The organism is Streptomyces sp. SYSU D01066-1 (genome assembly GCF_054956795.1).
This window is the reverse complement of the sequence record NZ_JBUDHV010000012.1, coordinates 103,135-126,316: the sequence shown is the minus strand read 5'-3', so window position 1 is coordinate 126,316 and position 23,182 is coordinate 103,135. Positions and strand designations below refer to the sequence as shown.

The following is a 23,182-nucleotide window of genomic DNA, read 5'->3' as shown; positions in this document are numbered from 1 at the left end:
ATGGTGTCGAGCGGCGGTCGGCGGCGCACGTGGGATGCGACGCCGGGGATCGAGGAGCGCGACGGCACGGGCGAAGCGCTTGTCCGAGAAGTCCGTCCGGGTGTCCGTGGCGGCGCCGGCGCGGGCGTGGTTCCGGGAGAGGTGGCACCCGCGTCCCGGTGGGTCCGGGTCCCGAAGGCGGCGGGCGCCGGCAACTGCTTCGCCGCTCCATGACGGGAGGGCGTTTGATCGATCATTCTCCAGCTCTTGACGCCCGCTTCACGCGCAGGCAACATCCAACTGCTCACTGAACGATAAGCGTTATCACGCAATGATAATCCCCTGTGCGGGTGGCAAGGAGACCACACATGCGCGTCGGAGTGCTGGGACTGGGTGAGGCGGGAAGCCTCTATGCCGCGGGGTTCCTGGAGAACGACTGGTCGGTGACGGGCTTCGACCCGGGGGACGTGCCCACTCCGGAGGGCGTCGAGCGAGCGGACAGTGTCGAGGCCGCGGTGCGCGGCTGCGACCTGGTCCTCGGACTGACCGGGGCGAAGGCGGCGCTCGCGGTGGCCCGGGAGGCCGCTCCGCACCTGGGGTCCGCCACGGTGTACGCGGACATGAACACCACCGCTCCCGGACTGAAGGGGGAGATCGCCCAGGCGGTCGCCGCCTCGTCGAAGGCCGTCTTCGCGGACGTGTCGGTGATCGGTTCCGTTCCCAAGTACCGCCACCGCACGGCACTGGTGGCCAGCGGCCCGGGCGCCACCGTCGTCGCCGACTACTTCGGCACGCTGGGGGCGCCGGTGGAGGACCTGGGCTCGGAGCCGGGGGCCGCCTCGGCCCGCAAGCTGCTGCGCAGCGTGTTCATGAAAGGTCTGGGCGCGATCATCGTGCAGACCGTGGAGGCGGGCCGCGCCGCGGGCGACGAGATGTGGGTGCGTGAGCAGATCGCGTCCGAGCTGGCCGGCGGTGAGAGCACGCTGGACCGGCTGTACAGCGGGACCGTCAAGCACGGGGTGCGTCGCGGCTTCGAGGCGTTGGCCGCCGCGGAGCTCATGGCCGACCTCGACCTGGACGCCGAACTCGCCCGTGCGATCGGCCATGTGCACCAGCTGGCCGCCCGTCCTGAGGGGCTGCGTGACATTCCGCAGGTCACGGACGAACTCCTGGCCGCGCACCAGGACGTGGCCACGGCCAACATCGGCGACGCGGTCGACCGTCTCGCCCTGCTCGACTCGGGCATCCGGCCGCTGTGGCCGGGAGCGCGGGCGGCCGGGCGGGCCCTGACGGTGTGGACGCGGGCCGGCGACAACAAGGCCATCCACGAGGCCGTCAGGATCGCGGCGCCCGGCGACATCATCGTGGTCAACGGCGAGGGTGACACCTCCCGCGCCCTGATAGGTGAGCTGATCGCCGAGCGCGCCAAGGCCCGCGGTGTGGTGGGCATGGTCCTCGACGGTGCCGCTCGTGACGTCGACGTGCTGGCCGAGATCGGCTTCCCGGTGTGGGCGCGGGCGGTGACCCCGGCCGGTCCCTACAAGTTCGGCCCCGGACACGTCAACGTGCCGGTGGCGGTGGGCGGGCTGGTCTGCCACCCCGGTGACCTGGTCGTCGCGGACAGCGACGGAGTTGCCGTGGTCGCCGCCGAGAAGGCAAGGTCGGTGCTCGACGCCGCCCGCGCGGTCGAGGCCGACGAGGCCGGCCGCCGCGCCCGGATCCGTGCCACCGCGGGCGGCCAGGCCACGAGCGGAGGAGAGTCGTGATCGCGGTATGGGCGCTGGGCTGCTACATCGCGGCCATCCTCGTGTGGAACTCCGTCCTCAAGCGCAACATCGGTGAGGCGCTGATCGTCGGGTTCCTGGTCACCGGCCTGTTCTCCGGCGGCGACATCCTCCACGTGATGTGGAGCAGTCTGGCCGAAGCGATGCAGGAGGAGGTGACCTTCGCCGCCCTGGCCTTCGTGTTCATGAGCTACGTGCTGGCCCGCACCCCGGTCCTCGACCACCTCCTGGACATCCTGAACTCGCTGCTCGGCCGTCTGCGCGGCGGCCCCATCTACACCTCGACCGTGGCCGCCGGTGTGTTCGGTGCCATCGCGCACGTGGGGGCGGCGGTCACCGCGGCCGTCGGCTCGGTGACCATCCCGTGGATGAAGCGCTCCCGGATCAGTGGCGAACTCGCGGCGACCGTCGCCGCCGGCGGCGCGGGCATGGGGGTCACCTTCCCCTTCAGCTCCACCATGTTCATCCTCATGGGCTCGGCCGGTGTCGCCTCGGTGGTGTCCACCGACGACATCGTGCTGCCGCTGTTCCTGGGCGGGCTGTGGTGCCTGGGCTACCGGCTCGTCGCCGCGTTCGTCATGGTCCGCCGGCACGGCATCCAGGCGGTGGACACCGGTGAGATCAAGCCACTGCGCCGCACCCTGGGGGTGGGCTGGACCAGTCTGCTGCTGTTCGGCGGCATCGCGGTGCCGCTGCTGCTGACCCGCGGGCCGATCGCCGGCGCGCTGGGCCGCTGGACGGACGGCGTGAAGATGTCCGACATGATCAGCCTGATCACCTGGATACCGGTCCTGATGATCGCCCTGGTCCTGGTGCTCGGCCGCCGCCACCTGCCCCGCACGGGCAAGGCGTGGTGGGACCTGCTGGGCGGGGCGGCCCCGAAGTTCGGCGTCCTCGGCGTCACCATCATCGCCGCCTTCGCCGCGGCCGGTGCCCTGGGCGAACTCGGCCTGCCCGAGCAGCTCACCGAACTGCTCTCCGGCGTGGACGCGCCGCTGTGGGTGATGGCCCTGGTCGTCGGCGTCCTCGTGGTCGGCGTCGCGATCCCGCTCACCGCCAGCGCCACCATGGCCGCCATCGGCCCGGTCGCGGTCGCCGCGCTGATGGGCGCCGGTGTTCCCCCGGCCACCGCCTGCGTCGCCGTCCTGATCTTCGCCTCCACCGAAGGCGCCTCACCCCCGTCCGGCGCGCCCATCTACGTCGCCAGCGGCATCGCGGGCGTGGACCCGTCCCGCACCTTCGTCCCGCTGCTCACCTACTACTGCATCCCGATCCTGCTCATCGGCGCCGCCGTGGCCACCGGCGTCCTGCCCGTCTGAACCGGAGGCCCCCATGCCCGTCCGACAGCTCCAGTTCCTCTTCCGCCTCACCCTCATCGGCTTCCTCGTCGGCGGCCTCCTCCTCGTCCTCGGTCAGATCCTGGGTCTCATCGTCGGCGACGCCGGCTGGGTCGCCGCCGTGGAGGAGCACGCCGGACCGCCCACCTTCGTCGTCGCGGGCATCAGCGGACTGATCGCCTTCCTCCTGTCCTACCTCGAACCCGAGGAAGCACCGGACAGCTCCGGCCCGGCCAAGGAACTGCAGCCCGCCGGCAGCCCTCACGCGTAGTCGAGACGGGGGCCGGAGCCGCACAGGCGGCTACCGCGCCTACCGGTAGCGGCGGTCTGATAACTCTTATCGGACCACGGCACACCGAGTGCCACGCCGACTGCCACAGGAGACCCGCCGATGGCCACCACCTCCGCCAGCACCATGCGTTCGGTCGACCGGGCCCTGGATGTGCTGGGAGTCCTGGAGGACGCTCGTCTGCCCCTGCGTCTGAGTGACGTCGCCCGCCGTGCGGACCTCCACGTGGCCACCGCCCAGCGGATCCTGAACGTCCTGGTCGACCGCGGCTATGCGGCCAAGGAGGACACCGGCTACGTGGCCGGCCCTGCCGCCGTCGCCACCGCTCACGCCTTCCTGGTCAACAACCGGCTCACCCCCGTGGCCCTGCCCGTCCTCCAGGAACTGGCCGCCACCACCGGCCTCACCCCGACCCTGTTCGTCCGCGTCGGAACCGCCCGCGTGCCCGTCGCCCGCGTGGAGGGCCGCAACCCGCTCCGCTACCAACTGCCCATCGGAGACAAGCTGCCCCTCCACCTGGGCGCGGGCAAGGCCTTGCTGGCCTGGCTGCCCGAGAACGAACAGGAAAGCTGTGTCGCCGCCGCCGTGCCCTTCACCCGGGCCTCCGGCCGGCAGATCACCGCGGAGGACCTGATCGCCGAACTGCGCGACATCAAGAAGAACGGATTCACCCTGTCCCAGGGCGAACGCGTCCTGGACGTCACGTCCGTCAGCGCCCCCGTCCTCAAGGACGGCCACCTGCTGGGCGCACTCAGCGTCGTCGGGCCCAGCAGCGACCTGCCCGAGACCGACCACGCCCGCATCATCACCGAAGTCCGCCACGCGGCGGGGGCCATCGCCGCCCGCTGCCCCTGAACCGAAGGCCTGCCCGTGCCGCTCCTGCCGACCTACGACGAACTCCTCCACCGCACCGACGCGCCCTCCGGGTCCAGCTGGCACCTCTTCGACGGCGAACCCGAACGCGGCATGGCCAACCTCGCCGGCTCCCACCAGATCCTGCGCGCCGCGCAGTGCGTACGAGACGGCCGCGCCCTCAACCTCGACTACCCACTCGACGCCTTCGACCCGCCCATGTCCAAGGCGCGCGGTATTCCCCGGCACCGCATCACCGCCAAGCACGAGCAGGCCCGCGACGACGTCCTGGACGACTTCCACCTCCAGGCGAGCACCCAGATCGACGGACTGCGCCACCGCCGCGCCTCCGGACACGGCTTCTACAACGGCGTCCCCGACGAGGACATCACCCCGCGCAGCCCACGCCTGGGCGTCCAGCTGTGGGCCGAGACACCGCTGGCCGGACGAGGACTGCTCATCGACATCGACGGCCTGCTGCGCGACCGCGGCACCCCCCTCGACCACGCCGCAGGTCCCGCCCTCACCCCGGACCTGCTCGACGCGGCACTGGACGCACAGGGCTCCCGCGTCGAAGACGGCGACCTCGTCCTCGTCCACACCGGCTGGGCCCACTGGTACCTCACCACCGACCCCGCCATCCGCGCCGAAACGCGGGAGTCGCGGCGAGCCACCGGTTTCGCCCAGTCCCGCGACTTCGCCGCCTGGTGCTGGGACCACCGCATCGCCCTGATGGCCACCGACACCTTCGCCGTGGAGGTCCTGCCCGTCCTGCCGGACAGCGACTTCCTGCACAGCGCGCCCGAGGACGCCGGCATGATGCACCAGGAACTGATCGCCAAACTCGGGCTCCCCCTGGGCGAGTTGTGGAACCTGACCGCCCTGACCGCCGACTGCCGGGCCACCGGCCGCTGGGACAGCCTGCTGACGGTCAAACCACTGCACCTCACCGGCGGAGTCGGCTCACCCGCCAACGCCACGGCCCTGCGGTAGCGCGGAACGGGACGGACCTGGTTTCGTGCGCGGGAGTGCCAGGTGTCCCGCTCGGAGCGAGTGTGTGCGGGTAGCAGGCCATGGCCGCCTCCCGGCCTGCGAGCAGGCCGGGAGGCGGCCATCGGCGCTGCGCCTCGGCCGTTCGTCCGGGAAGAGGCCGTGGACACGGTCGAGCGGGCTCAGGGCGACACCAGGCGCAGCGGCGCGACCGACGTCATCGACTCGATCTCGGCGTCGGTGAACGACCAGCGCGCGAGCGTCCGCTGCCAGACGGCCATGCCGCCGGAGACGAGGTCACCGCCAGGCCGGCCCAGGTCCGTGGTGACCACGGTGCTGCTCACTCCGCAGACCCGAATGCGTTCCTGGGCCGCCTGCTCGCCGACCTCTCCCCCCTGGACCGCGGAGAGGCGCCTCTCGATCAGGGCGCCCTGGCGCGCGAACTGCTTCTGCTCCTCGACCCCGATCGCCTGCCGCGGAAGGCCGGGATGCGTGACCATCACCTGCTCGATCCGCCGCCCGCGCGCCTCCGCCAGCAGGACCGACACCTCCCGCGCGTCCAGGTGGCCGGTCCCGAGGGCGAGGTCGTACTCGGCGACCACGTCGAGGGCATGGCGCACCTTCGGCCGCAACCGATTTCCGTCCAGGACGGTCACCGGAGGGCCGCATCCGGGTCCGGCGGCCATGTCCTGGTGCACGCCGCTCCACACGGGGACGGCGTAGGAGGGCGGAAGGCCGTGGGCGGCGCGTCGCGCACGGCTGTCCGGTGTGGCATCCACACCACGCGGGCGCCGCAGCGCGCCGCCACCTCGACCGCCGCCGCGTTCAGACCGCCGACCGGCCGGTTGAGGGTGATGCTCCCGACGACCTCCACACCGGGACACCGGGCGCGCACCGACACCGCCCGGTCGGCCGTGGACCCGATGCGGGACTTGATGACGAAGCCGCGCTGGCCGGAGCGGCGGCAGCCCTGGGCCACCTCCTCGTCGGTCTGGCCGCGGGGTGGGAGGTCGGACGCCGGATGGCAGTGGAGGTCGAACGTGCCGACGGCGGACTCACTCGCCTCGGCCCGCTCCTTCGGACTCCTCGATGCGCGACGCGGAGCAGCCGGAGCCTGTGGCGCTCCGGCTGCTGGGGGCGTGTTCACGCCGGTCCCGGCGCGGCGGCTCAGACGGCCGGTGCCTCGGCGGCGGAGGTCTCGGTGGAGCGCTTGCGTTCGGCGCGCGCGGCGACCGACAGGGTCAGGACGCTGACCGCGGCCAGGGCCATGAGCGGCATGAGCGCCAGTGTGAAGCTGCCGGTGCGGTCCTTGATACCGCCCACGACCCAGTTCCCGCCGAAGGCCGCGAGGGAGCCCAGGGAGTTGATGACGGCGATGCCCGTGACGGCCTCGCGTTTGCTGAGCCACTCCGTCCCGAGGCTCCAGAAGGGGCCCTTGGCGCTGTAGGTCCCCACGAGCACCGCGGACAGCACGGCAAGGAAGACCGGCAGGGAGGAGGCGAGCGGGACGAAGGCGAGGGCCAGCGCGGAGAGCGCGATGGGGATCACGGCGAAACGGACCCGCTCGCTCCTGCGGTCGGACGCCCTGCCCCAGAAGATCATCGCGACGGTGGCGACGGCGAAGGGAATGCCGTTCAGCCAGCCCACCTGGGTGTCGGTGAGTCCGAAGTCCTTCACCATCTGCGGCTGCCACACGGACAGTGCCTGACTGATCGCGGCGGTGGACGCGTAGACGAGGGACAGCAGCAGGACACGCCTGTTCAGCAGGACCCGCGAGAGCGGGGTGTGGCCGCTCTCGGTGGCCTCCTTCCGGGCCCGCAGTTCCGCCTCCAGCCAGGCCCGCTGCTCACCGGTGAGCCACGCGGCCTTCTCCGGACGCGAGGGCAGCACCACCAGGGCGACGACACCGAGTACGGCGGCGGGAGCGCCTTCGAGGATGAAGAGCCACTGCCACCCCTTCAGGCCGAGCAGCCCGTCGAGGCCCAGCAGATGGCCGGAGAGCGGGGAGCCGAGCACGCTTGCCAGCGGGATGGCGATGCTGAACAGGGCGATGACCCGGCCCCGGTAGGCCGGCGGGTACCAGAAGGTGAGGTACAGGAGGACGCCGGGGAAGAAGCCCGCCTCGGCGGCTCCGAGCAGCACGCGCATGACGACGAAGGACGTGGGGCCGGTGACGAAGGCCATGCCGGCCGCGACGATCCCCCACGTGATCATGATCCTGGCGAGCCAGACGCGCGCTCCGTAGCGGTTGAGCGCCACGTTGCTCGGTACTTCCAGCAGGACGTAGGCCAGGAAGAACACCGAGGCCCCGAAGCCGAACTGCGAGGCGTTCAGGCCGATGTCGTCGTTCATCTGGATCGCGGCGAAACCGACGTTGGACCGGTCGATGTAAGCGATCAAGTAGCCGAGCACCAGGAGCGGAAGCAGCCGGAAGGAGATCCGCCGCATCGTGGACCGCTCCGTCTCGGACGTCGCCGCGGCGGGAACGCTCTGGTCAGTCACGGGGCTGCTCCTGGGAATCGGAGGGAACGGCGGCACTCGCAGCGAGACCCATCCGGTAGACGGAGTCCGCGGTGCGGTGGAAGAGGTGCTCCCGTTCGGTGCGGGACAGGGCGGCGGTGGTGCGCGCGAAGGCGTTCCACAGCACGCGGTAGCTGAACATCCCCTTGTCGACGGGGAAGTTGGAGGCGAACATGCAGCGCTCGGGGCCGAACAGGTCCAGGCAGGTCTCGACCAGGGGTGACAGCAGCGAGGACAGCAGCGCGGAGTCCGGGGGTGCGGGGCGCTCGTCGAGGCGGAACCCGAGGACGCGCAGCCCGGCTCCTGACAGCTTCACCCGGACATTGGGCAGCCGCGCCAGTTCGGCCATGTCCCGGGTCCAGGCGGCCATGACCTCGGCGCGGGTGTGCGCGTAAGGGCCGACGCCGAGGGGACCGCCCATGTGGTCGACGACGACGGTCGTGTCCGGACAGGCGAGCGCGAGTGCCCGGACTTGCCGCAACTGGCTGTGGTAAGCCCAGATGTCGAGGCTCAGGTCACGACGCGACAGGCGCCGGGCACCCGCCTGGAAGGCCGGGTCGAGCAGGCGGTCGGCGCTCGAGGGGAAGGGGGAGCTGGTGACGGCCGGGTCGGCGTGCCAGGCCGTCTGGTTGCGCACACCGCGCAGCCGGCCGCCGGCCTCGGCCTCCAGGACGTCGAGGACGGCCTCCAGCCGGTCACCGAGAGTCAGATCGGGTGCCGCGACGACGGCTCGGCACGTCTCGGGGGCCGTGGGGTCGGCGTGCCGTACCGCTTCGGCGGTCTCCCGGGCGAACCGGACCTCGCCCGCCGGACGCAGTTCCTCCGGGCCGTCGGCGCGGTAGGCCGACCGGCACTGGACGTAGACGGAGGCGCGCACGGCGGGCACCGTGCCGAGGTCCCTGAGGAACTCGTCGGCGAGGTAGCGGTGGTGGGGCCGGTCCCACAGATGGTGATGGGCGTCGACGGCGAAGAGGTCGGTGAGCAGGGGCGGCTCGTCGACGAGCGCGAGCCAGTCCTCCCGTACGGGAGCGTGTACCTGGGGAGTCGGTCCGGTGGCCGTCGCGGCGGGGGCGGACTGCATGGAAGCACCACATCCTTGGGGGCTCTGAGGCGTGTCGCAGGGGCGGCGTCCCCTGGGGGATGGTTGTTCTCAGGCCCCGGTGGGGAAGGCGTCGAGTCCGAGCAGCGTCGCGATGTCGTGCCGCTGGGCGTCTTCCTGGCGCTGCTTGTCCTCGGCACCGGCGACGACCGCTTCGGCGCGCTCCAGGGGCACGACCACGACACCGTCGTCGTCACCGAGGACGTAGTCACCGGGACGTACGACGACGTCGGCGACGGCGACGGGGACGTCCAGCGCGCCCGGGCCGTCCTTGTAGGGGCCGGCCGGGGTGACGGCGCGGGCGAACACGGGGATGCCGAGCGCGCGGATGACGGTGACGTCCCGGACGGCGCCGTCGATGACGATGCCGGCGCACCCCTTGGCCACGGCTTTCCCGGCGATCAGTTCACCGATCAGGGCGCGGTCGGTGTCGCCGCCACCGGAGACGACCAGGATCTGTCCCGGCTGGATCTCGGCGAGGGCCTTGTGGATGTACAGGTTGTCGCCGGGCCGGGTGAGCACGGTGTACGCCGGGCCCGCCAGGGTCTGCCCCGGGCACATGGTGCGCAGGGCGGCCTTGCAGACGTTGAGCCGGTCCATGGCGTCACCCACGTTGGCGACGGGCAGAGCGGCCAGGCGGCGCAGGATGTCGGGGGAGTCGGTCACGGGAGTGCTTCCTTGCGTCGTGAGCTCCCGCGCCGCGGGGCGTGGTCAGCTCAATCGGGTGGAGACGGCGTCGGCGGCCCGCCGCACCTCGACCACGAGGGCTTCGGCGCGGGCGTCGTCGATGTCCTTCGACAGGCCGGTGACGGAGACGATGGCCAGGTAGCGGCCGTCGGTGTTGTCGGTGACGGGTGCGGCCACCGCCGCGGTGCCCGCCACGCGTTCGTTGGCGGCGACGATCCAGCCCCGCTCGCGCAGTTCCGGCAGCTGGGCCAGGAGCGCGGACAGGTCGACGTCCTCGCGTTCGGCCGGCGGTGCGGTGGCCAGTGAGGCTGTCACGAGCTTCTCGACCTGGTCGTCGTCCAGGTCGGCGAGGAGCAGTTTGCCGATGCCCTTGTGCAGGGGCAGGCGCTGTCCGATGGGCAGTTGGTAGCGCAGGGGAGTGGGCCCCTCGATGCGCTGGACGGCGACCCGCGCATGGTCGATGCGCACGAAGAGGGACGCCGTCAGACCGGTGGCGATCATGAGTTCTTGCAGGACGGGTGTGGCGATCAGGGTGAGCCGGCTGGTGGTGAGGTAGGTGTGGGCGGCCAGCAGCGGCGCGAGTCCTACGCGGTAGTCGCGGTCGGTGCGGCTGACGTAACCGCGGCGCTCCAGGACGGTCAGGATGCGCTGTGCCGTGGCCAGGTGCAGGCCGGTCCGCTTCGCGATGTCCGTGAGCCGCAAGGGTGTCTTGGAGTCGTTGAAGGTCTCCAGTACGTCCAGGGCCCGCTCCAGCGCCCGCAGGCTGGCGTTGCCCTTGCCGTCGCCCGGGGACTTCGTGGTCTCGTCCGTCACGCGCTCGTCACCTCACCGTTCATCTGTGGGAGAACTGTTCTCACCAGGCGAGAGACTATCCGGCCGCCACGGTCGGACCACCGGCCCGCGGGCTACCGGGCCGCAGGCTGCCGGACCGGCGGATCGACGACGTTCCGGGGTGGCTCCCCGCGCAGTACGCGCAGCACGTTGCGGGCCGCCTCCAGGCCGCTGCGCCGGCGTGCCTGTGCGGTCGAACCGCCGATGTGCGGGGTGACGACACAGTTGTCCAGCGCCCGCAACGGGCTGTCGGGGGCCAGCGGCTCCCCGTCGATCACGTCGAGCCCGGCCCCGGCCAGCCTGCCGCCGGCCAGCGCCGCGGCGAGCGCCGCCTCGTCGACCACCGCGCCGCGGGCGGTGTTGATGACGTGGGCGGTCGGCTTCATGCGGGCCAGGCGGTCCGCGTTCAGCCAGTGCCGGGTCTCCGGCGACAGGAACAGGTGCAGGCTCAGGAAGTCGCTGCGCTCCAGCACGTCGTCGGCGGTCGTGAACTCGACGCCCGTGCGGCGCGCGAACTCCAGGTCGGGGTACGGGTCGTGGGCGAGCACCGTCATCCCGAACGTGAGCGCCAGCTCCGCGACGGCCTGGCCGATACCTCCGCAGCCGATCAGTCCCAGGGTCGCCCCGCGCAATTCGCAGCCCGGCAGCCGACGCCAGCCACCGGTCCGCACGTCCTCCAGGTTCTCGGCGATCCGACGGCCGCTCATCAGCATGAGCAGCAGGGTCATCTCGGCCACGCTGTGCCGGTTCACGCCCGGTGTGTTGCACACGGTGATGCCGAGTTCGGCGGCCGTCGCCAGGTCGATCGAGTCGTACCCCACACCGGTGCGCGAGATGACGCGCAGCCCGGGGGCCGCCCGCAGCACCTCGGCGGTGAAGGGGTCCGCACCCACGATCGCCCCACGCGCGCCGTCCAGCAGCCGCTCCAGCTCGCCCGGGGTGCGGCGCCCGGACCAGGGGGAGTACCGCGGACGGCAGCCTTCGGCACGCAGCAGCGTGTCGACCTCATCGCCGGGACGCAGGTACTGGGTGGTCACCAGCACCTCTGGCTGTGGCTCGGACACAGGAAGACCTCCTTGTCATGTGACGACCCTCATCTAAGACCGGAAGTATCCGTTGTGCAAGATCTGCTCTCATCTAACGATAGTTACTTTAATTTTCCGAGCGCATCTCTTGATTTCTAAGAGTTATGTACGTCATGGTTCGGGAGTTGGAGCGAGCGCCGATCGCGCCCCGGCAGGCCCGCGTGAACGATGAGCCACCTGCTGCCGGTGTCCGGGGGCATGGACCGTCTGACAGCGGCCTCGGTCCACTGCTCGGACGGTCGCGCGGGCGGCCCGCGTACGCCTCGACGGTCGAACCCGGCCTCTTCGGGACGGTCGAGCGTGCCGGCTCGGCCCTCACCGCGAGCGGCCCGTGGCCTGCGCCGCCCCGGTCGGCGCGGGGATGCCACCGGTCCTCGCGGCGGGACGTGTGCTCGTCCCCCACGGAGGGCACCCCACCGCCTGGTGCGCCACCCATCCGCGTCGCGTCCGGCATCGGCCCCAGCGCACCGTCCGACCCGCCGGCGGGATCATCGAGGCCACGCGGCCGACTGCTGGCCGAGGCGGTGAACGGGATGTCCCCAGGCGCCTCGACGGACGTGACCCGGTGCTGTTCGTCGGCGGTTGGCGACGGCGCCGCCACTTCAGGCGGTTGACGCGCCACTGGGCCGACCGTCCGCGTGTTGCCGAGCACCGGCCTCCGCGTCCGCCCCGCCCTCACCGCCCCGCGCGACGGCTGCCCGCCGCCGCGAGCCGGCCCCCGAGCCTCAGCCGACTGCCCACGGCTGGACGCGCACGCCCGTCACGTGGCGGTGCGCCGCCGTGAGGAGTCGCGGACGACGAGCCCGCACGGAACCGTCACGCTTCCGTGATCCTCGTCCGCGGCGCCGCCGAACAGCCGGTGGGCGGCTTCCCTGCCCAGTTCCCCGAGGCGCATGTCGACACTGCTGAGGGGCGGGCGGGAGCCCAGGGTGAGGGCGTCCCAGTCGTCGAAGCCGACGACGCCGAGGTCGTCGGGGACCCGGCGGCCCAGCTCCCGGGCCGCTTCCACGGCACCACGGGCGAGCTGGTCGTTGCCGCAGAAGATCGCGTCGACGGTCGGGTCCTCGGTGAGGAGCATGATCGTCGCTGACAGGCCCCACTGCTCGCTCCACTCGCCGACGTAGGGGCGGGAGCCGGCCGGCGCGAGGCCGTGGGCCGCGAGCGTCCTGCGGACGCTTTCCAGGCGCACCCGTGTGGCGTGGAACGTGCTCGGCCCACTGATGTGGGCGATGCGCCGGTAACCCTGCTCGATCAGGTGCTCGATCGCCTGCCGGGCGCCGCCGGCCTCGTCCGGGACCACCGAGCGGTCCCGCGGGTCGGACGAGGGGGCGTAGGCGTAGACGACCGGCATCCGCGCGGCATGTGTGACCGGTGGCCGTGCGTCGGTGTGCCGGCCCAGCATGATCACGCCGTCCGCCTGGTGCCTGGCCAGCATGTCCAGGTGGCGGCGTTCCAGATCCGGGTCGCCGTGGGAGTCGCACAGGAGCACCGCCATCTGCTCGGAGCCGAACGCGTGGGACGCGCCCATGAGGACGGGCAGGGTGAACCGCCCGACGCCGTCGGCGGCGATGATGCCGACCGTCCGGCTCGTGCCGTTGCGGAGGTTCTGGGCGAAGGCGTTGGGGGAGTAGGCGAGTTCACGGGCCGCCGCCAGCACGCGCCGCCGGGTGGCCTCGTTGACCTGGGCCCTGCCGTTGAGCGCCTTGGAGGCGGTCGAGGGGGACACCTGTGCGCGCCGTGCCACGTCGGAAATGGTCACCGCGCGCTCCATGGGGCCTCCTGTCCGGGTGGGCTGGGTCACCCAAGGTACTTGACACGGTGACCGGCACTCCTGGCTAATGGCGACGGACAACGATTTCGGTCAGCGGTAGTGGGGTGCGCGACAAGTGCCGTTCTCACTGTACTCGCGCGGACGAAATCGTTGTCGGAGCCGATGGGCGCGGGGAGGAAGATGTGCACAACGGAGTGAGCACGTGTCCCACCGTGGCCCTCTTGGCCGTCGCTCCCGCGGCGATGCCGGCGGGGTGCCAGTCCGCGCCCCGGGCGAGCGTGGGAAGCGCGGCGATGGCCACCACCGCGGTCGGCGACGGGACCGAACTGACGCTCTGGACCCGGCTGGCCGCCGACTCCTCGCTCGGCCGGCCGGTGACCCGGTACAACGCCACGCACGGGAACCGGGGCGAGCTCACGTCCGTGCCGGGCGACTCCTGCCCGCGGAAGGCCGGAGCCGCAGCCGGCAGCGGCGCCCTGTCCGGTCCGCTGGCCACCGACGTCGTCCACACGTCCGGGCTCGCCGCGAAGGACGTGCTGCTCGGCCCCACCCGGCGGGTCGGCTCACTGCCGTACCGGGACCGGCCGGCGCCCGGGCCCGTCGAGGCGTCGACCGCCGGCGGGAAGCTGTACGCGGTACCCGCCGTGGAGGACGTCTCCGCGCTGTTCTGCAACAAGGTGCCCTGTGAGAAGGCCGGACCCGGCCCCGGCCGGCCGCCCACCACCCTTGCCGAAGAGGTCACGCAGGCCAAGAAGATCCACGCCCCTGGCGGCGGAGTCCGCGGCTCCTGCTCCGCGGGGAACCGCCCGGGGCGCACCATGCTCACCGGCCGGCCCCCCGTATGGGCCGGCGGCGAGGAGCCACTCGGCGCGGACGGCTCCACCGCACGGCTGGACTCGACCCCGAGCCGGGCCTGGTTCCAGGCGTGGCAGGAGATGTACGACGACGAGGCCGTGCCGGCGGCGGCACGCCAGGAGAACGGGGCGGCCTGGACCGTGGCGTTCCAGGCCGGCACCGTCGGCCCGCAGCGGTTCGGTGCCCTCGGCTGTACCACCCTCCAGCAGGACGACAAGCTCCGGGTCAAAGCGACCGGCAGCCCCGGGAGCGGCGGGAAGCGGTCCGCCTGCGTGGGCGGTGACGTCATGGGCGTCTTTGCCACGTCCGGCGAGGCCGCGCAGGCCCGGGACTTGCTGAAGTGGACCTTGTCGGAGCAGGCCCAGGTGGACGTGGTGGCCGAGAGCGGCGCACTGCCGGTCCGCACCGACCTGGCGGACGACCGCTATGCGGCGGCCGACCCCGGCACCGTGGAGCCGAACAGGCTCGTCGAGACCGGGTACACCCCGTTCCCGCCGGCCTTCGGCCAGGTCTTCACCGGCCCCAACGGACCGTGGCACAAGCTGTTCCGCGACGCCGTCCTCTCCGGTGCCGGTCCAAGACGCTCGCCGAGGACGACCGGGCGATCACGACCGCGCTGCGGATCGGCGGCTGACCGACATGGCCACTGTCGTGCCCGCGCGCGTGAAGGTCTGCGCGCACACCCGCGACCGCTCCCGGGCCGGGATGCTCTTCGCCCTGCCCACCGCCCTTGCCGTCATCGTCTTCTTCGTGGTCCCGCTCGGCCGCCCCCCTGGCCATCCTGATGGTGCCCTGCGCCTCGCTCCCGCTGCCGCTGTACATCCTGCTGGGCTGGCTGGGCCCGCGGAACACCGTCGTCGGCGTGGCGCTCGCCATGACCGCACTCCAGCCCCCCTTCAGCCTCTCCATGGTGCGCGGCGTCTTCTCCGCGCTGCCTCGCGAGATCGAGGAGGCCGACATGGCCGACGGCTGCGGTCTCGGCAGGACCTCCCGGGTGCTGCCCGGAGCGCTGCCCGGCACCGTGACCGTCGCGCTCCACGCGGCCCCGGCCGGCTGGGACGAGTTCATCGGCCCGCTGATCCTCCTCTCCGACGGCAGCAAGGCCACCCTGCCCGTCGCCCTGGTCGCCCCGTGCTCCGGAACCCTCGGACAGATCGACTTCAGCTCCCTGCAGGCGGGCGTCATCATCGCCGCCGTCCCCTGCGGCCTGCTCTTCCTCCTCCAGTGTCACTACGTGAAGGGATTCTCCTCCGGTGCCCTCAAGGGATGACCACACCACCTGGACGTTCGGCAGGGGCAGCGTGACGCTGCAGGCCGGCGCGCCCCGGCAGTTCACCGACCCCGCCCAGCCAGAGCGCCGCTTCCTCCTGGACGAACGCACACCCTGGCATTCCGTCGAGCACACCTGGGGCTCCGGCCACTTGGTGACCGACGCCGGCGCCGGCCGCTGGAACGCACCCGAGTCCGTGGACACCGCGGCCGGCCGCGTCCATGTCCGGCACGCCCCGATCGCCGGCATCACGCCGGAGACGACCCGCTGGGTGGAGGGCGACAGCTATCTGGAGCGGTACGCCTTCACCAACACCGGGCCCACCCGGCGCACCATTCGCGGGCTCGGCATCCAGACCCCCTTCGCCGACCTCTACGAGAACGCGTCGGCCGCCCTGCGCAGCGCTGTGCACGCCCATGTCTTCACCGGCGGCGCCGGGTCCTGGGTACTGGCCCAGCCGGTGCGGGGAGACGGCCGCTGCCTCGGACTCACCCTGCGCTCCGGCCGGCTCGCCGGCTACTCGGTCGAGAGCCGCAACACCAGCACCCTGTCCAACGCCCGGGGACACCTCGTCCTCAACGTGACCGATCACGCCGCCCATCCGACCGCCTTCGGCGGACAGCCCCTCATCGAACTGGCCCCCGGCGACACCCACACCCTGGAATGGGCCCTGGTCTGGTACGAGTCCCCCGAGGACTTCGAACGGCACAACCCCGCGCCGCTCGACACCACCTCGCTGGCCACCGGGGTCGGCCAGGACCTGACCGTCCCGGGCACCGACGTCACCGCCCTGTCCCACCACGTGAGCGTCCGCCGCGAGGGCGACACCACCGTGCTCACCTCCGCCGTCCACGGACCCGTCACCGTCCGCGTCGGCGACACCACCACCGAGGTCCTCTTCCACCTGCCGGTACCCGACCTCGTACAGCGGCGCGTCGCCTACATCGTGGCCCACCAGCGCTCGCCCGAGCGACCGGGCCTGCTGCGCCACGCCTTCGTCCCCGTGGACACCACCACCGGCCTGTCCACCCTGACCAACGGGTGGTCCGACTGGACCGACGGCTCCGAACGCATCGCCATGCCGCTCCTGCTGCTGCTGGCCCGGCAGCGGGGCTGGATCAGCCCGGAGACCGCCGACCCGCTCGTCGACGGCTGGGCCGAGTTCGCGCGGGCCCACCTGCTCGACGACACCCTGGCACCCCGCCGCGGCTCCCAGGCCCACCACGTCGGGGTCCGGCTCTACGACTCCCCGTGGCTGGCCTCGTTCTTCCTGGAGCACCACCGCGTCCACCACCGCCCCGAACACCTGGAGACGGCCGCCGCCATCATCGAACGCGCCTATGAGCTGGGAGCCGGACGCCATCTGGCGATCGGCCTGTCCGAGACCGTCATGGACGTCTCGAACGCCCTGGACGGGGACGGTCAGAAGGAACGCGCGGCGCGGCTGCGCGAGGAGATCGTCCGGTCGGCGCACCACTTCATCGGCCTGGGCGACGAGCTTCCCGAGCACGAGGTCGCCTACGAGCACGCCATCGTCGCCCCGCTGCTGAACCTGCTCATCGACGCCTGGCGCATCACCGCCGACCCCGCGCTGGAGGAGGAGATCGCCGCGCGGCTGCCCTGGCTGCTGGCCTTCAGCGGACGCCAGCCGCACATCCGCCTGCACGGCGTCGCCATCCGGCACTGGGACGGCTTCTGGTTCGGCCAGGACCGGCTCTTCGGCGACGTCTTCCCGCACTACTGGAGCGTGCTGACGGCCGGCGCCCTCTACCGGCTGCCCCCGCGCCTGCGCACCGCGCACACCCGGCACGTCGCCCGCTCCTCCCTGCTGGCCAACCTCGCCAACTACCGCCCCGACGGCTCGGCGACCTGCGCCTTCGTCATGCCCAGCACCGTCGACGGCCGGCCGGCCCACAAGGCCGACCCGCTCGCCAACGACCAGGACTGGCACCTGGTCACCTGGCTCAGACTGGCCCGCGACCACGACGTCCCCCTGGCCTGACACCGCCCTCGGGCACCGGTCGGCGGGGGTGGGAGCAGGGCACGACGACACCGCCGGCCGGCGCTGCGTACGGGCGAGGCCGGCGGGGCCGACGGTGATGCCGCCGGCTCCGAGCGCCTCGTACGACTCCTGGGCGGAGGTGAAGCCGGCCCGCTGGTGCGGGGCGGCTTCACGGCCTTCCGCCGCCGTGTCGGGTGCAGCGGTGTCGCCGGTGTTTCGCGCGGACCGCCCGCCTCCGTGGCGATTTCACACGTGGCAATCATTTCTGACAGGAGGTCACCGCCCCGACGGGCGTGACGACGCGGGCCCCGCGCGTCCGTCGGGGCGGCGTGCGGGGAGGGCCGGTGTGCGGAATCTTATTGAATATGGAAGTCATTACTGATTATGGTGTGGTCGTCAACGGGCGGCCGCGCGGGCGGCAGCAGGGGAGGGGCCCTCATGACCTTGGTGGACCGGGCGTCCGAAGCCCGGAAGATCAGAGCCGAGCGGGACCGGTGCGTGGGGGCCGGGCAGTGTGTGCTCGCCGCGCCGACCGTCTTCGACCAGGACGAGGAGGAAGGGCTCGTACTGGTCCTGGACGAGAAGCCTCCCGCGTCCCAGTCGGACGCGGTGCGTGAGGCCGTGCGGGCCTGCCCGGCCGGCGCCCTGACCCTGGGGTAGTCCGCAAGCGCCGCGGCGGTCCTCGAGCGTCGCGCGACCCCGCGAGCGCCCGGAGGCGACGGGAGCGGTGCACCGCGCCGCCGAGCGCGCTGCCGGCCTGCCGGTCACCGGTTCCCGCCGGGCCCCACCGCACACGCCGTGGCACCTGCCACGGCTTCCTGATCAGCTCAGCGGAACGTCAAGGAGAAGCATGTCCAGACAGATCGATCGCCGTGCCTTCCTTCGCCGCGGCGCGGCGGGGGCCGCGGCTCTGGCGGTGGGCCCCGGCCTGCTGGCGGCGTGCTCCACCGACGAGCCCGCCCCCGACCGCGCGTCCGGACCGGGTTCCTCGCCCCGCTCGGGCGGCACCCTGCGGGCCGCCTTCGTGGGAGGCGGCGCCTCGGAGACGCTCGACTTCTTCAACGGCCCGTCGGCTCTCGACCTGGTGCGGGCCCGAGCCTGGCACGGCACCCTGGGCAACCTGGACCCCAGCGGGCCCGACGGGGTGCGGTACGGCGTGCTCAAGGGCATCGACATCGCCGACGACCTCTCGGCCTACACGCTGCACGTACGACCCGGCGTCCGCTTCACCGACGGCTCCGAGCTGACCGCCGCCGACGTCCTGCACTCGCTCAGCACCCTCGCGGCCAACAGCAAACTGCCCGTGTACCGGCTCGCCGCCGCCAACTTCGACCTCGCGCACGCCAAGGCCGACGGTGACCTGAAGGTCGTACTGCCCACCCTGCGGCCCATCGCCGACGGCCGCATGATCCTCTGTCAGGGCAACTTCCTCGTCGTCAAGGACGGCACCAAGAGCTTCCGCGAGGCCATGCCCAGCTGCGGTCCCTTCCGGCTGACCGAGTTCACGGCCGGCCAGGGCGCGGCGTTCGAACGCTACGACGACCACTACGGCCACGTACCCCACCTGGACGGACTGGAACTGCGGTCGATCGCCGACTCGACCGCCAGGGCCGGAGCGCTCACCGGCGGTGAGATCGACTTCGCGCACGACCTCTCACCGGTCACCGCGCGCACCCTCGGGGAGAACGGGAACGTCGAACTCGTCCCCACCGGGAGCCCGTACCTGGTCGGCCTGTCCTTCCAGATGAACATGGGGGTCAAGCCCTTCGACGACCCCAGGGTGCGCGAGGCGTTCAAGCTCGCGGTCGACCGGCAGGCCATGGTGGACACGGTGTTCTACGGCAACGCCGAGGTCGGCAACGACCTGCCCTCCATCGGCTTCCCCGACTACGCCGAGGGCCTGCCCCAGCGCGCCCACGACCCGCAGAGGGCTCGGGCGCTGCTCAAGGAGGCGGGGGCCGAGGGGATGAGGGTCACGCTGACGACCGGCCCGGAGACGCCGGGCATGGCCGAGGCGGCCACCCTGTTCGTCGAGGACCTGAAGAAGGCCGGTGTCCGGGCGTCGGTGCGTGAACTGCCGGCCGGACAGCTCTACGCGGACTTCCCCGCCTACGCGGCGCTGCCGCTGGCGGGCTCTTACCAGATGCCCGTCCCCGCGCTGTCGGCCTACCAGATGAGCACGGCGGGTGGATCCCCGTCGGCGTTCGGCTGGAAGGACTCCGGGACCGACACCCTCGTGGCGAAGGCCCGCGCCGAGAGCGACCGGGCCGAGGCCAGGAAGTCGGGAACGCGGGCGCAGCGCACGCGCTGGGAGGACGGCAACCAGGTGCTTCCGGTCTTCAAGCCGAACCTGAACGCCCAGGCCAAGGGGGTCCGTGGGATACGGGACGATCTCTTCGAGCAGTTCCCCGGCTTCTCCCGGGCGTCGCTGGCGTGAGCCTGATCGCGTTCGTCGGCCGTCGCCTCGCGGGGGCGGCCGTCCTGCTCGTCGTGCTGTCGGCCGTCGTCTTCGCGGCCACGGCGGTCCTACCGGGGGACGCGGTCAGCGCGGTCGCCGGGGTGGACGCCTCCGAGGCGCAGCGCTCCGGTGTCCGTGCCGAACTCGGGCTGGACCGGTCGGCCGCCGACCGGTACGCGGACTGGGTGGCGGACGCCGTCCGGGGGGATCTGGGCCGGGGCTTCGTGGGGGACCGGCCGGTCGCCGACGTCCTTGCCACCCGCCTGCCCAACAGCCTGCTCCTGGCCGGACTGACGCTCGCGGTCACCGCGCCGCTGGCCGCGCTGCTGGGCCTGTGGACCGGACTGCGCGGGGGCGGCGCCGACCGCTTCGTCTCGACGGCCGCCCAGGTCCTGGCCGCCGTACCGGAGTTCGTCGTCGCCGCGCTGCTCGTCGCGGTGCTGGCGGTGTGGCTGGAGCTCCTGCCGCGTGTGTCCGTCATCCCCCTGGGCGGTACGCCGCTCGATGTGCCGCACGCGCTGATCCTGCCCGTACTGACGCTCAGCGCGGTCGGACTCGCGGTGGCCACCAGGCTCCTGCGGGTCTCCGTCGCCGACGCGGCGGCCACCCCCTACTGCGAAGCGGCACGGCTCAACGGAGTACGCGGAGTACGGCTCGCTGTCCGTCACATTCTGCCCAACGCCGCGGGCCCCGCCGTCCACGCGCTGACCCTCACCACGGGCGCGCTGGTCGGCTCGGCGGTGGTGGTGGAGAACGTCTTCGACTATCCGGGCATCGGCCGGGAACTGCAACTGGCCGTTGCGGCACGCGACATACCCATGGTGCAGGGCATCGCCACCGTACTCGCCGGGGTGATGCTCGCGGTGCTGCTGGTGGGTGACATCTGCGCGCGTCTGCTGGGCGCACGGGAAGGACACGGCCGATGACGACCGTCCTCGCACCACCGGAGAGGCGGGCGCGCACCGCCCGCTCGGGCACCCTCCGGCGCCGCCGGCCACCACTGCTCACCGGGGCGGGCACACTGCTCGTCCTCCTGCTCGCCCTGCTGGGCCCGCTGGCCGCGCCGCACAGTCCCACCGCACAGCTCGCCGCGCCCTTCCAGCCGCCCGGCGGTCAGTTCCTCCTCGGCACCGACGTGCTGGGCCGGGACGTACTGAGCCGGGTCCTCGGCGGCGGTCGCACCGTCGTGCTCACCGCGCTGGCGGGTACGGCCGCGGCCGGGGCCGTCGGGGTGGCCGCCGGCGTCCTGGCGACCATGGTGTCCCGCCGCCTGGGCGACCTGCTGCTCCGCTGTGTCGACGCCCTGGCGGTCCTCCCCGCCCTCCTGGTCGTCCTCGTCCTCGCCGCGGGGTTCCCCGGCAGCGCCACGGCCCTGGTGGCGGCCGTCGCCCTCGCCACCGCCCCGTTCTCGACCCGCGTGCTGCGCGCCGCGGCGGACACGGTGCTCAGCAGCGGGTACGTCGAGGCCGCCCTGGCCCGGGGTGACACGCGCAGGGCCGTACTGCGCCACGACGTGCTGCCCAACATCGCCGGACCGGCGCTGATGGACACCGCGCTGCGGCTGGTCGCTTCCCTGCACCTGACCGCCACCGCGGGATTCCTCGGCCTCGCACCGGGCGGGGCGGCGCCGGACTGGGGGCGCATGGTGAGCGAGAACGTTCCGGGGGCGACACTGGCCGCCGTGCCGTTCCTCGCCCCGGCACTGCCGCTGGTGCTGCTGTCCGTCTGTGTCGGCCTGCTGGCCGGGCGGCTGGCGGACACCGTGGGGAGGGGAGCCGCATGACCGGCCGCGGGGCCGCTCCCCTCCCCGGCGCCGGTCGGCTCGCGGAGATCGACGCCCTGACGCTGGGCCCCGCGGCCGGTGGGCCGCCCGTTGTGCGCGACGTCTGCTTCTCGGTGTCCCGGGGGCAGGTGCTGGGTCTCGTCGGCAGGTCGGGGTCGGGCAAGAGCAGTCTGGCGCACAGTCTGCTCGGCCACGTCCGCCCCGGCCTGCGGGTCCGTGGCGGGACCGTCCGGGTGGCCGGTCTCGATCCGTTCGACCGGGCGGACGTCCGTCGGCTGCGCGGCCGGGTGGTGTCGTTCCTGGGGCAGGACCCGGCCTCGTCGCTCAATCCCGCGCTGCGCATCGGCACGCAGATCGCCCAGGTGGTGCGGCTGCGTTCGTCCGTGGCGGGGAGGGCCGACGTCTCCGCGCGGGTCGGGGAGTTGCTGTCGTCCGTGCGACTGCCGGCCGACCGGGCGTTCCGGCGACGGCTGCCCTGGCAGCTGTCGGGGGGACAGGCCCAGCGGGTCGCCCTCGCCCTGGCGCTGGCCGGGCGGCCCAGCCTGCTGGTCCTCGACGAGCCCACCAGCGGCCTGGACCCGGTCCTGGCGGACGGCATGCGCCAACTGGTGGCCGAGGCCCTGTCCGAGGGGGACCGCGCGGCGCTGCTGGTCAGTCACGACCCGGCGTGGATCGCGTCCGTGGCGGACGACGTGATACGTCTGGAGCAGGGACGGATCGCGGCACGCGGGAAGCCGGGGGCGTCACCGCCCGTCCGGCCGGCCGGGAATCCCCCGGCCGGTGGCCTCCGTCCCAGGGCCCCTCGCGTCACCGCCGCGGGTCCCGCCGCGCCGGGAGGGCTTTCCGCACGGGGGCTGCATGCCGTCCACGGACGGGTCCGTGTGCTGCACGACGTCTCCCTCACCGTTCCGGTGGGTTCCTGCACCGCCGTCGTGGGTGCGTCGGGGTCGGGGAAGACCACCCTCGCCCGATGTCTCGTGGGGCTGCACCCGCCGGTACGGGGAAGCGTCGAGTGGCGGGAGGACGGTGTGCCGCGCGGACGCGGGGCTCCGGTGCAGTTCGTCGCGCAGGACTCCCGCGGGGCCCTCAACCCGCGCGAGTCCGTGGCCGACGCGCTCGTCCGCCCCCTCAGGGGGCTGGGGAACCGGTCGGCCCAGGAGGCGTCCGACGAAGCCGTACGGCTGCTGGGCCTGGTCGGGCTGGGAGCCGATGTACTGACACGCCGGCCGGGGGAGTTGTCCGGCGGGCAGCGTCAACGCGTCGGGCTGGCCCGGACACTGGCCGCCGAGCCGCGTGCCCTCGTCTGCGACGAGATCACTTCGGCGCTCGATCCGCGGACCGCGAGCGGGATCCTGGACCTGCTGGACTCGCTGCGGCGCACGTCGCGCCTGACGGTCGTCATGGTGACGCACGACCTGACAGCCGTCGCCGCCCGCGCGGAGCAGGTCGTCGTCCTGGACGCGGGACGGGTCGTCGAAGCCGGTCCCGCGGACCGCGTCCTGGTGGATCCCGGGCACCCCGTCACCCGGGGACTGCTCGCCCGCGAGGACGGCCCCGCCCTCGCCGTGCCGGAGTAGCCGAGGGCGAGGG

General features: G+C 72.7%; 21 protein-coding genes. 13 read left to right on the top strand and 8 right to left on the bottom strand.

All coding sequences use genetic code 11. The annotated features are described in order from the left end of the window. Positions 1 to 347 precede the first annotated feature (347 nt). From ACY1JF_RS14710 to ACY1JF_RS14690, 5 genes are all read left to right on the top strand, one after another. The gene (locus ACY1JF_RS14710; protein WP_462705555.1) at positions 348 to 1,745 is read left to right on the top strand and encodes an RraA family protein; all 1,398 of its coding nucleotides are present in this window, start codon (positions 348 to 350) and stop codon (positions 1,743 to 1,745) included. After that, entirely contained in the window at positions 1,742 to 3,082 is a 1,341-nt protein-coding gene (locus ACY1JF_RS14705; RefSeq protein ID WP_462705554.1) for a TRAP transporter large permease subunit, read from the top strand. Before ACY1JF_RS14710 ends, ACY1JF_RS14705 begins: the two co-directional genes overlap by 4 nt. 13 nt (positions 3,083 to 3,095) lie before the next feature. Beyond that, positions 3,096 to 3,371 carry a hypothetical protein gene (locus tag ACY1JF_RS14700; RefSeq protein WP_462705553.1) on the top strand — a complete coding sequence of 92 codons (276 nt, stop codon included), beginning with the start codon at positions 3,096 to 3,098 and terminating at the stop codon, positions 3,369 to 3,371. 120 nt (positions 3,372 to 3,491) lie between these two features. Beyond that, positions 3,492 to 4,244, top strand: a complete 753-nt coding sequence (locus ACY1JF_RS14695) for an IclR family transcriptional regulator (RefSeq protein WP_462705552.1) — start codon at positions 3,492 to 3,494, stop codon at positions 4,242 to 4,244. Between the two features lie 15 nt (positions 4,245 to 4,259). Next, a complete protein-coding gene (locus tag ACY1JF_RS14690; RefSeq protein ID WP_462705551.1) occupies positions 4,260 to 5,234 on the top strand; it encodes a cyclase family protein in 975 nt (324 codons plus the stop codon). 179 nt (positions 5,235 to 5,413) lie between these two features. On the opposite strand, the gene ACY1JF_RS14685 is transcribed toward ACY1JF_RS14690, so the two are convergent. The 8 genes from ACY1JF_RS14685 to ACY1JF_RS14650 form a co-directional block, all read right to left on the bottom strand. Then, positions 5,414 to 5,929: a DUF6282 family protein gene (locus tag ACY1JF_RS14685; protein WP_462705550.1), complete on the bottom strand. Its 516-nt coding sequence runs from the start codon at positions 5,927 to 5,929 to the stop codon at positions 5,414 to 5,416. Continuing rightward, a complete protein-coding gene (locus tag ACY1JF_RS14680; RefSeq protein WP_462705549.1) occupies positions 5,884 to 6,378 on the bottom strand; it encodes a DUF6282 family protein in 495 nt (164 codons plus the stop codon). Before ACY1JF_RS14680 ends, ACY1JF_RS14685 begins: the two co-directional genes overlap by 46 nt. 20 nt (positions 6,379 to 6,398) lie before the next feature. Beyond that, a complete protein-coding gene (locus ACY1JF_RS14675) occupies positions 6,399 to 7,733 on the bottom strand; it encodes an MFS transporter (RefSeq protein WP_462705548.1) in 1,335 nt (444 codons plus the stop codon). Continuing rightward, complete coding sequence (locus tag ACY1JF_RS14670; RefSeq protein ID WP_462705547.1) at positions 7,726 to 8,832, bottom strand: amidohydrolase family protein; 1,107 nt, start codon at positions 8,830 to 8,832, stop codon at positions 7,726 to 7,728. Before ACY1JF_RS14670 ends, ACY1JF_RS14675 begins: the two co-directional genes overlap by 8 nt. Before the next feature lie 69 nt (positions 8,833 to 8,901). After that, entirely contained in the window at positions 8,902 to 9,516 is a 615-nt protein-coding gene (locus ACY1JF_RS14665) for an RraA family protein (protein WP_462705546.1), read from the bottom strand. Between the two features lie 45 nt (positions 9,517 to 9,561). Next, positions 9,562 to 10,350 (bottom strand): IclR family transcriptional regulator, encoded by a 789-nt coding sequence (locus ACY1JF_RS14660; protein ID WP_462705545.1) that lies wholly within the window; start codon positions 10,348 to 10,350, stop codon positions 9,562 to 9,564. 92 nt (positions 10,351 to 10,442) lie between these two features. Next, positions 10,443 to 11,432 carry a phosphoglycerate dehydrogenase gene (locus tag ACY1JF_RS14655; RefSeq protein ID WP_462705544.1) on the bottom strand — a complete coding sequence of 330 codons (990 nt, stop codon included), beginning with the start codon at positions 11,430 to 11,432 and terminating at the stop codon, positions 10,443 to 10,445. 781 nt (positions 11,433 to 12,213) lie between these two features. Continuing rightward, positions 12,214 to 13,212 (bottom strand): LacI family DNA-binding transcriptional regulator, encoded by a 999-nt coding sequence (locus tag ACY1JF_RS14650; RefSeq protein WP_462705543.1) that lies wholly within the window; start codon positions 13,210 to 13,212, stop codon positions 12,214 to 12,216. A 305-nt stretch (positions 13,213 to 13,517) separates the two neighbouring features. On the opposite strand from ACY1JF_RS14650, the gene ACY1JF_RS14645 reads away from it, so the two are divergent. The 8 genes from ACY1JF_RS14645 to ACY1JF_RS14610 all read left to right on the top strand — a co-directional run bounded on the left by ACY1JF_RS14645 (position 13,518) and on the right by ACY1JF_RS14610 (position 23,169). Further along, positions 13,518 to 14,864: an extracellular solute-binding protein gene (locus ACY1JF_RS14645; protein WP_462705542.1), complete on the top strand. Its 1,347-nt coding sequence runs from the start codon at positions 13,518 to 13,520 to the stop codon at positions 14,862 to 14,864. Next, the gene (locus ACY1JF_RS14640) at positions 14,864 to 15,349 is read left to right on the top strand and encodes a carbohydrate ABC transporter permease (RefSeq protein ID WP_462705541.1); all 486 of its coding nucleotides are present in this window, start codon (positions 14,864 to 14,866) and stop codon (positions 15,347 to 15,349) included. Before ACY1JF_RS14645 ends, ACY1JF_RS14640 begins: the two co-directional genes overlap by 1 nt. Next, positions 15,333 to 17,351 (top strand): hypothetical protein, encoded by a 2,019-nt coding sequence (locus tag ACY1JF_RS14635; RefSeq protein WP_462705540.1) that lies wholly within the window; start codon positions 15,333 to 15,335, stop codon positions 17,349 to 17,351. Before ACY1JF_RS14640 ends, ACY1JF_RS14635 begins: the two co-directional genes overlap by 17 nt. A 438-nt stretch (positions 17,352 to 17,789) precedes the next feature. After that, positions 17,790 to 18,011, top strand: coding sequence for a ferredoxin (locus ACY1JF_RS14630; protein ID WP_462705539.1), 222 nt, complete (start codon positions 17,790 to 17,792; stop codon positions 18,009 to 18,011). 190 nt (positions 18,012 to 18,201) lie between these two features. Next, a complete protein-coding gene (locus ACY1JF_RS14625; protein ID WP_462705538.1) occupies positions 18,202 to 19,788 on the top strand; it encodes an ABC transporter substrate-binding protein in 1,587 nt (528 codons plus the stop codon). Next, positions 19,785 to 20,735, top strand: a complete 951-nt coding sequence (locus tag ACY1JF_RS14620; protein ID WP_462705537.1) for an ABC transporter permease — start codon at positions 19,785 to 19,787, stop codon at positions 20,733 to 20,735. The genes ACY1JF_RS14625 and ACY1JF_RS14620 overlap by 4 nt, the downstream gene beginning before the upstream one ends. After that, entirely contained in the window at positions 20,732 to 21,592 is an 861-nt protein-coding gene (locus ACY1JF_RS14615; protein ID WP_462705536.1) for an ABC transporter permease subunit, read from the top strand. The genes ACY1JF_RS14620 and ACY1JF_RS14615 overlap by 4 nt, the downstream gene beginning before the upstream one ends. Next, positions 21,589 to 23,169 (top strand): ABC transporter ATP-binding protein, encoded by a 1,581-nt coding sequence (locus ACY1JF_RS14610; RefSeq protein WP_462705535.1) that lies wholly within the window; start codon positions 21,589 to 21,591, stop codon positions 23,167 to 23,169. Before ACY1JF_RS14615 ends, ACY1JF_RS14610 begins: the two co-directional genes overlap by 4 nt. Positions 23,170 to 23,182 lie beyond the last annotated feature (13 nt).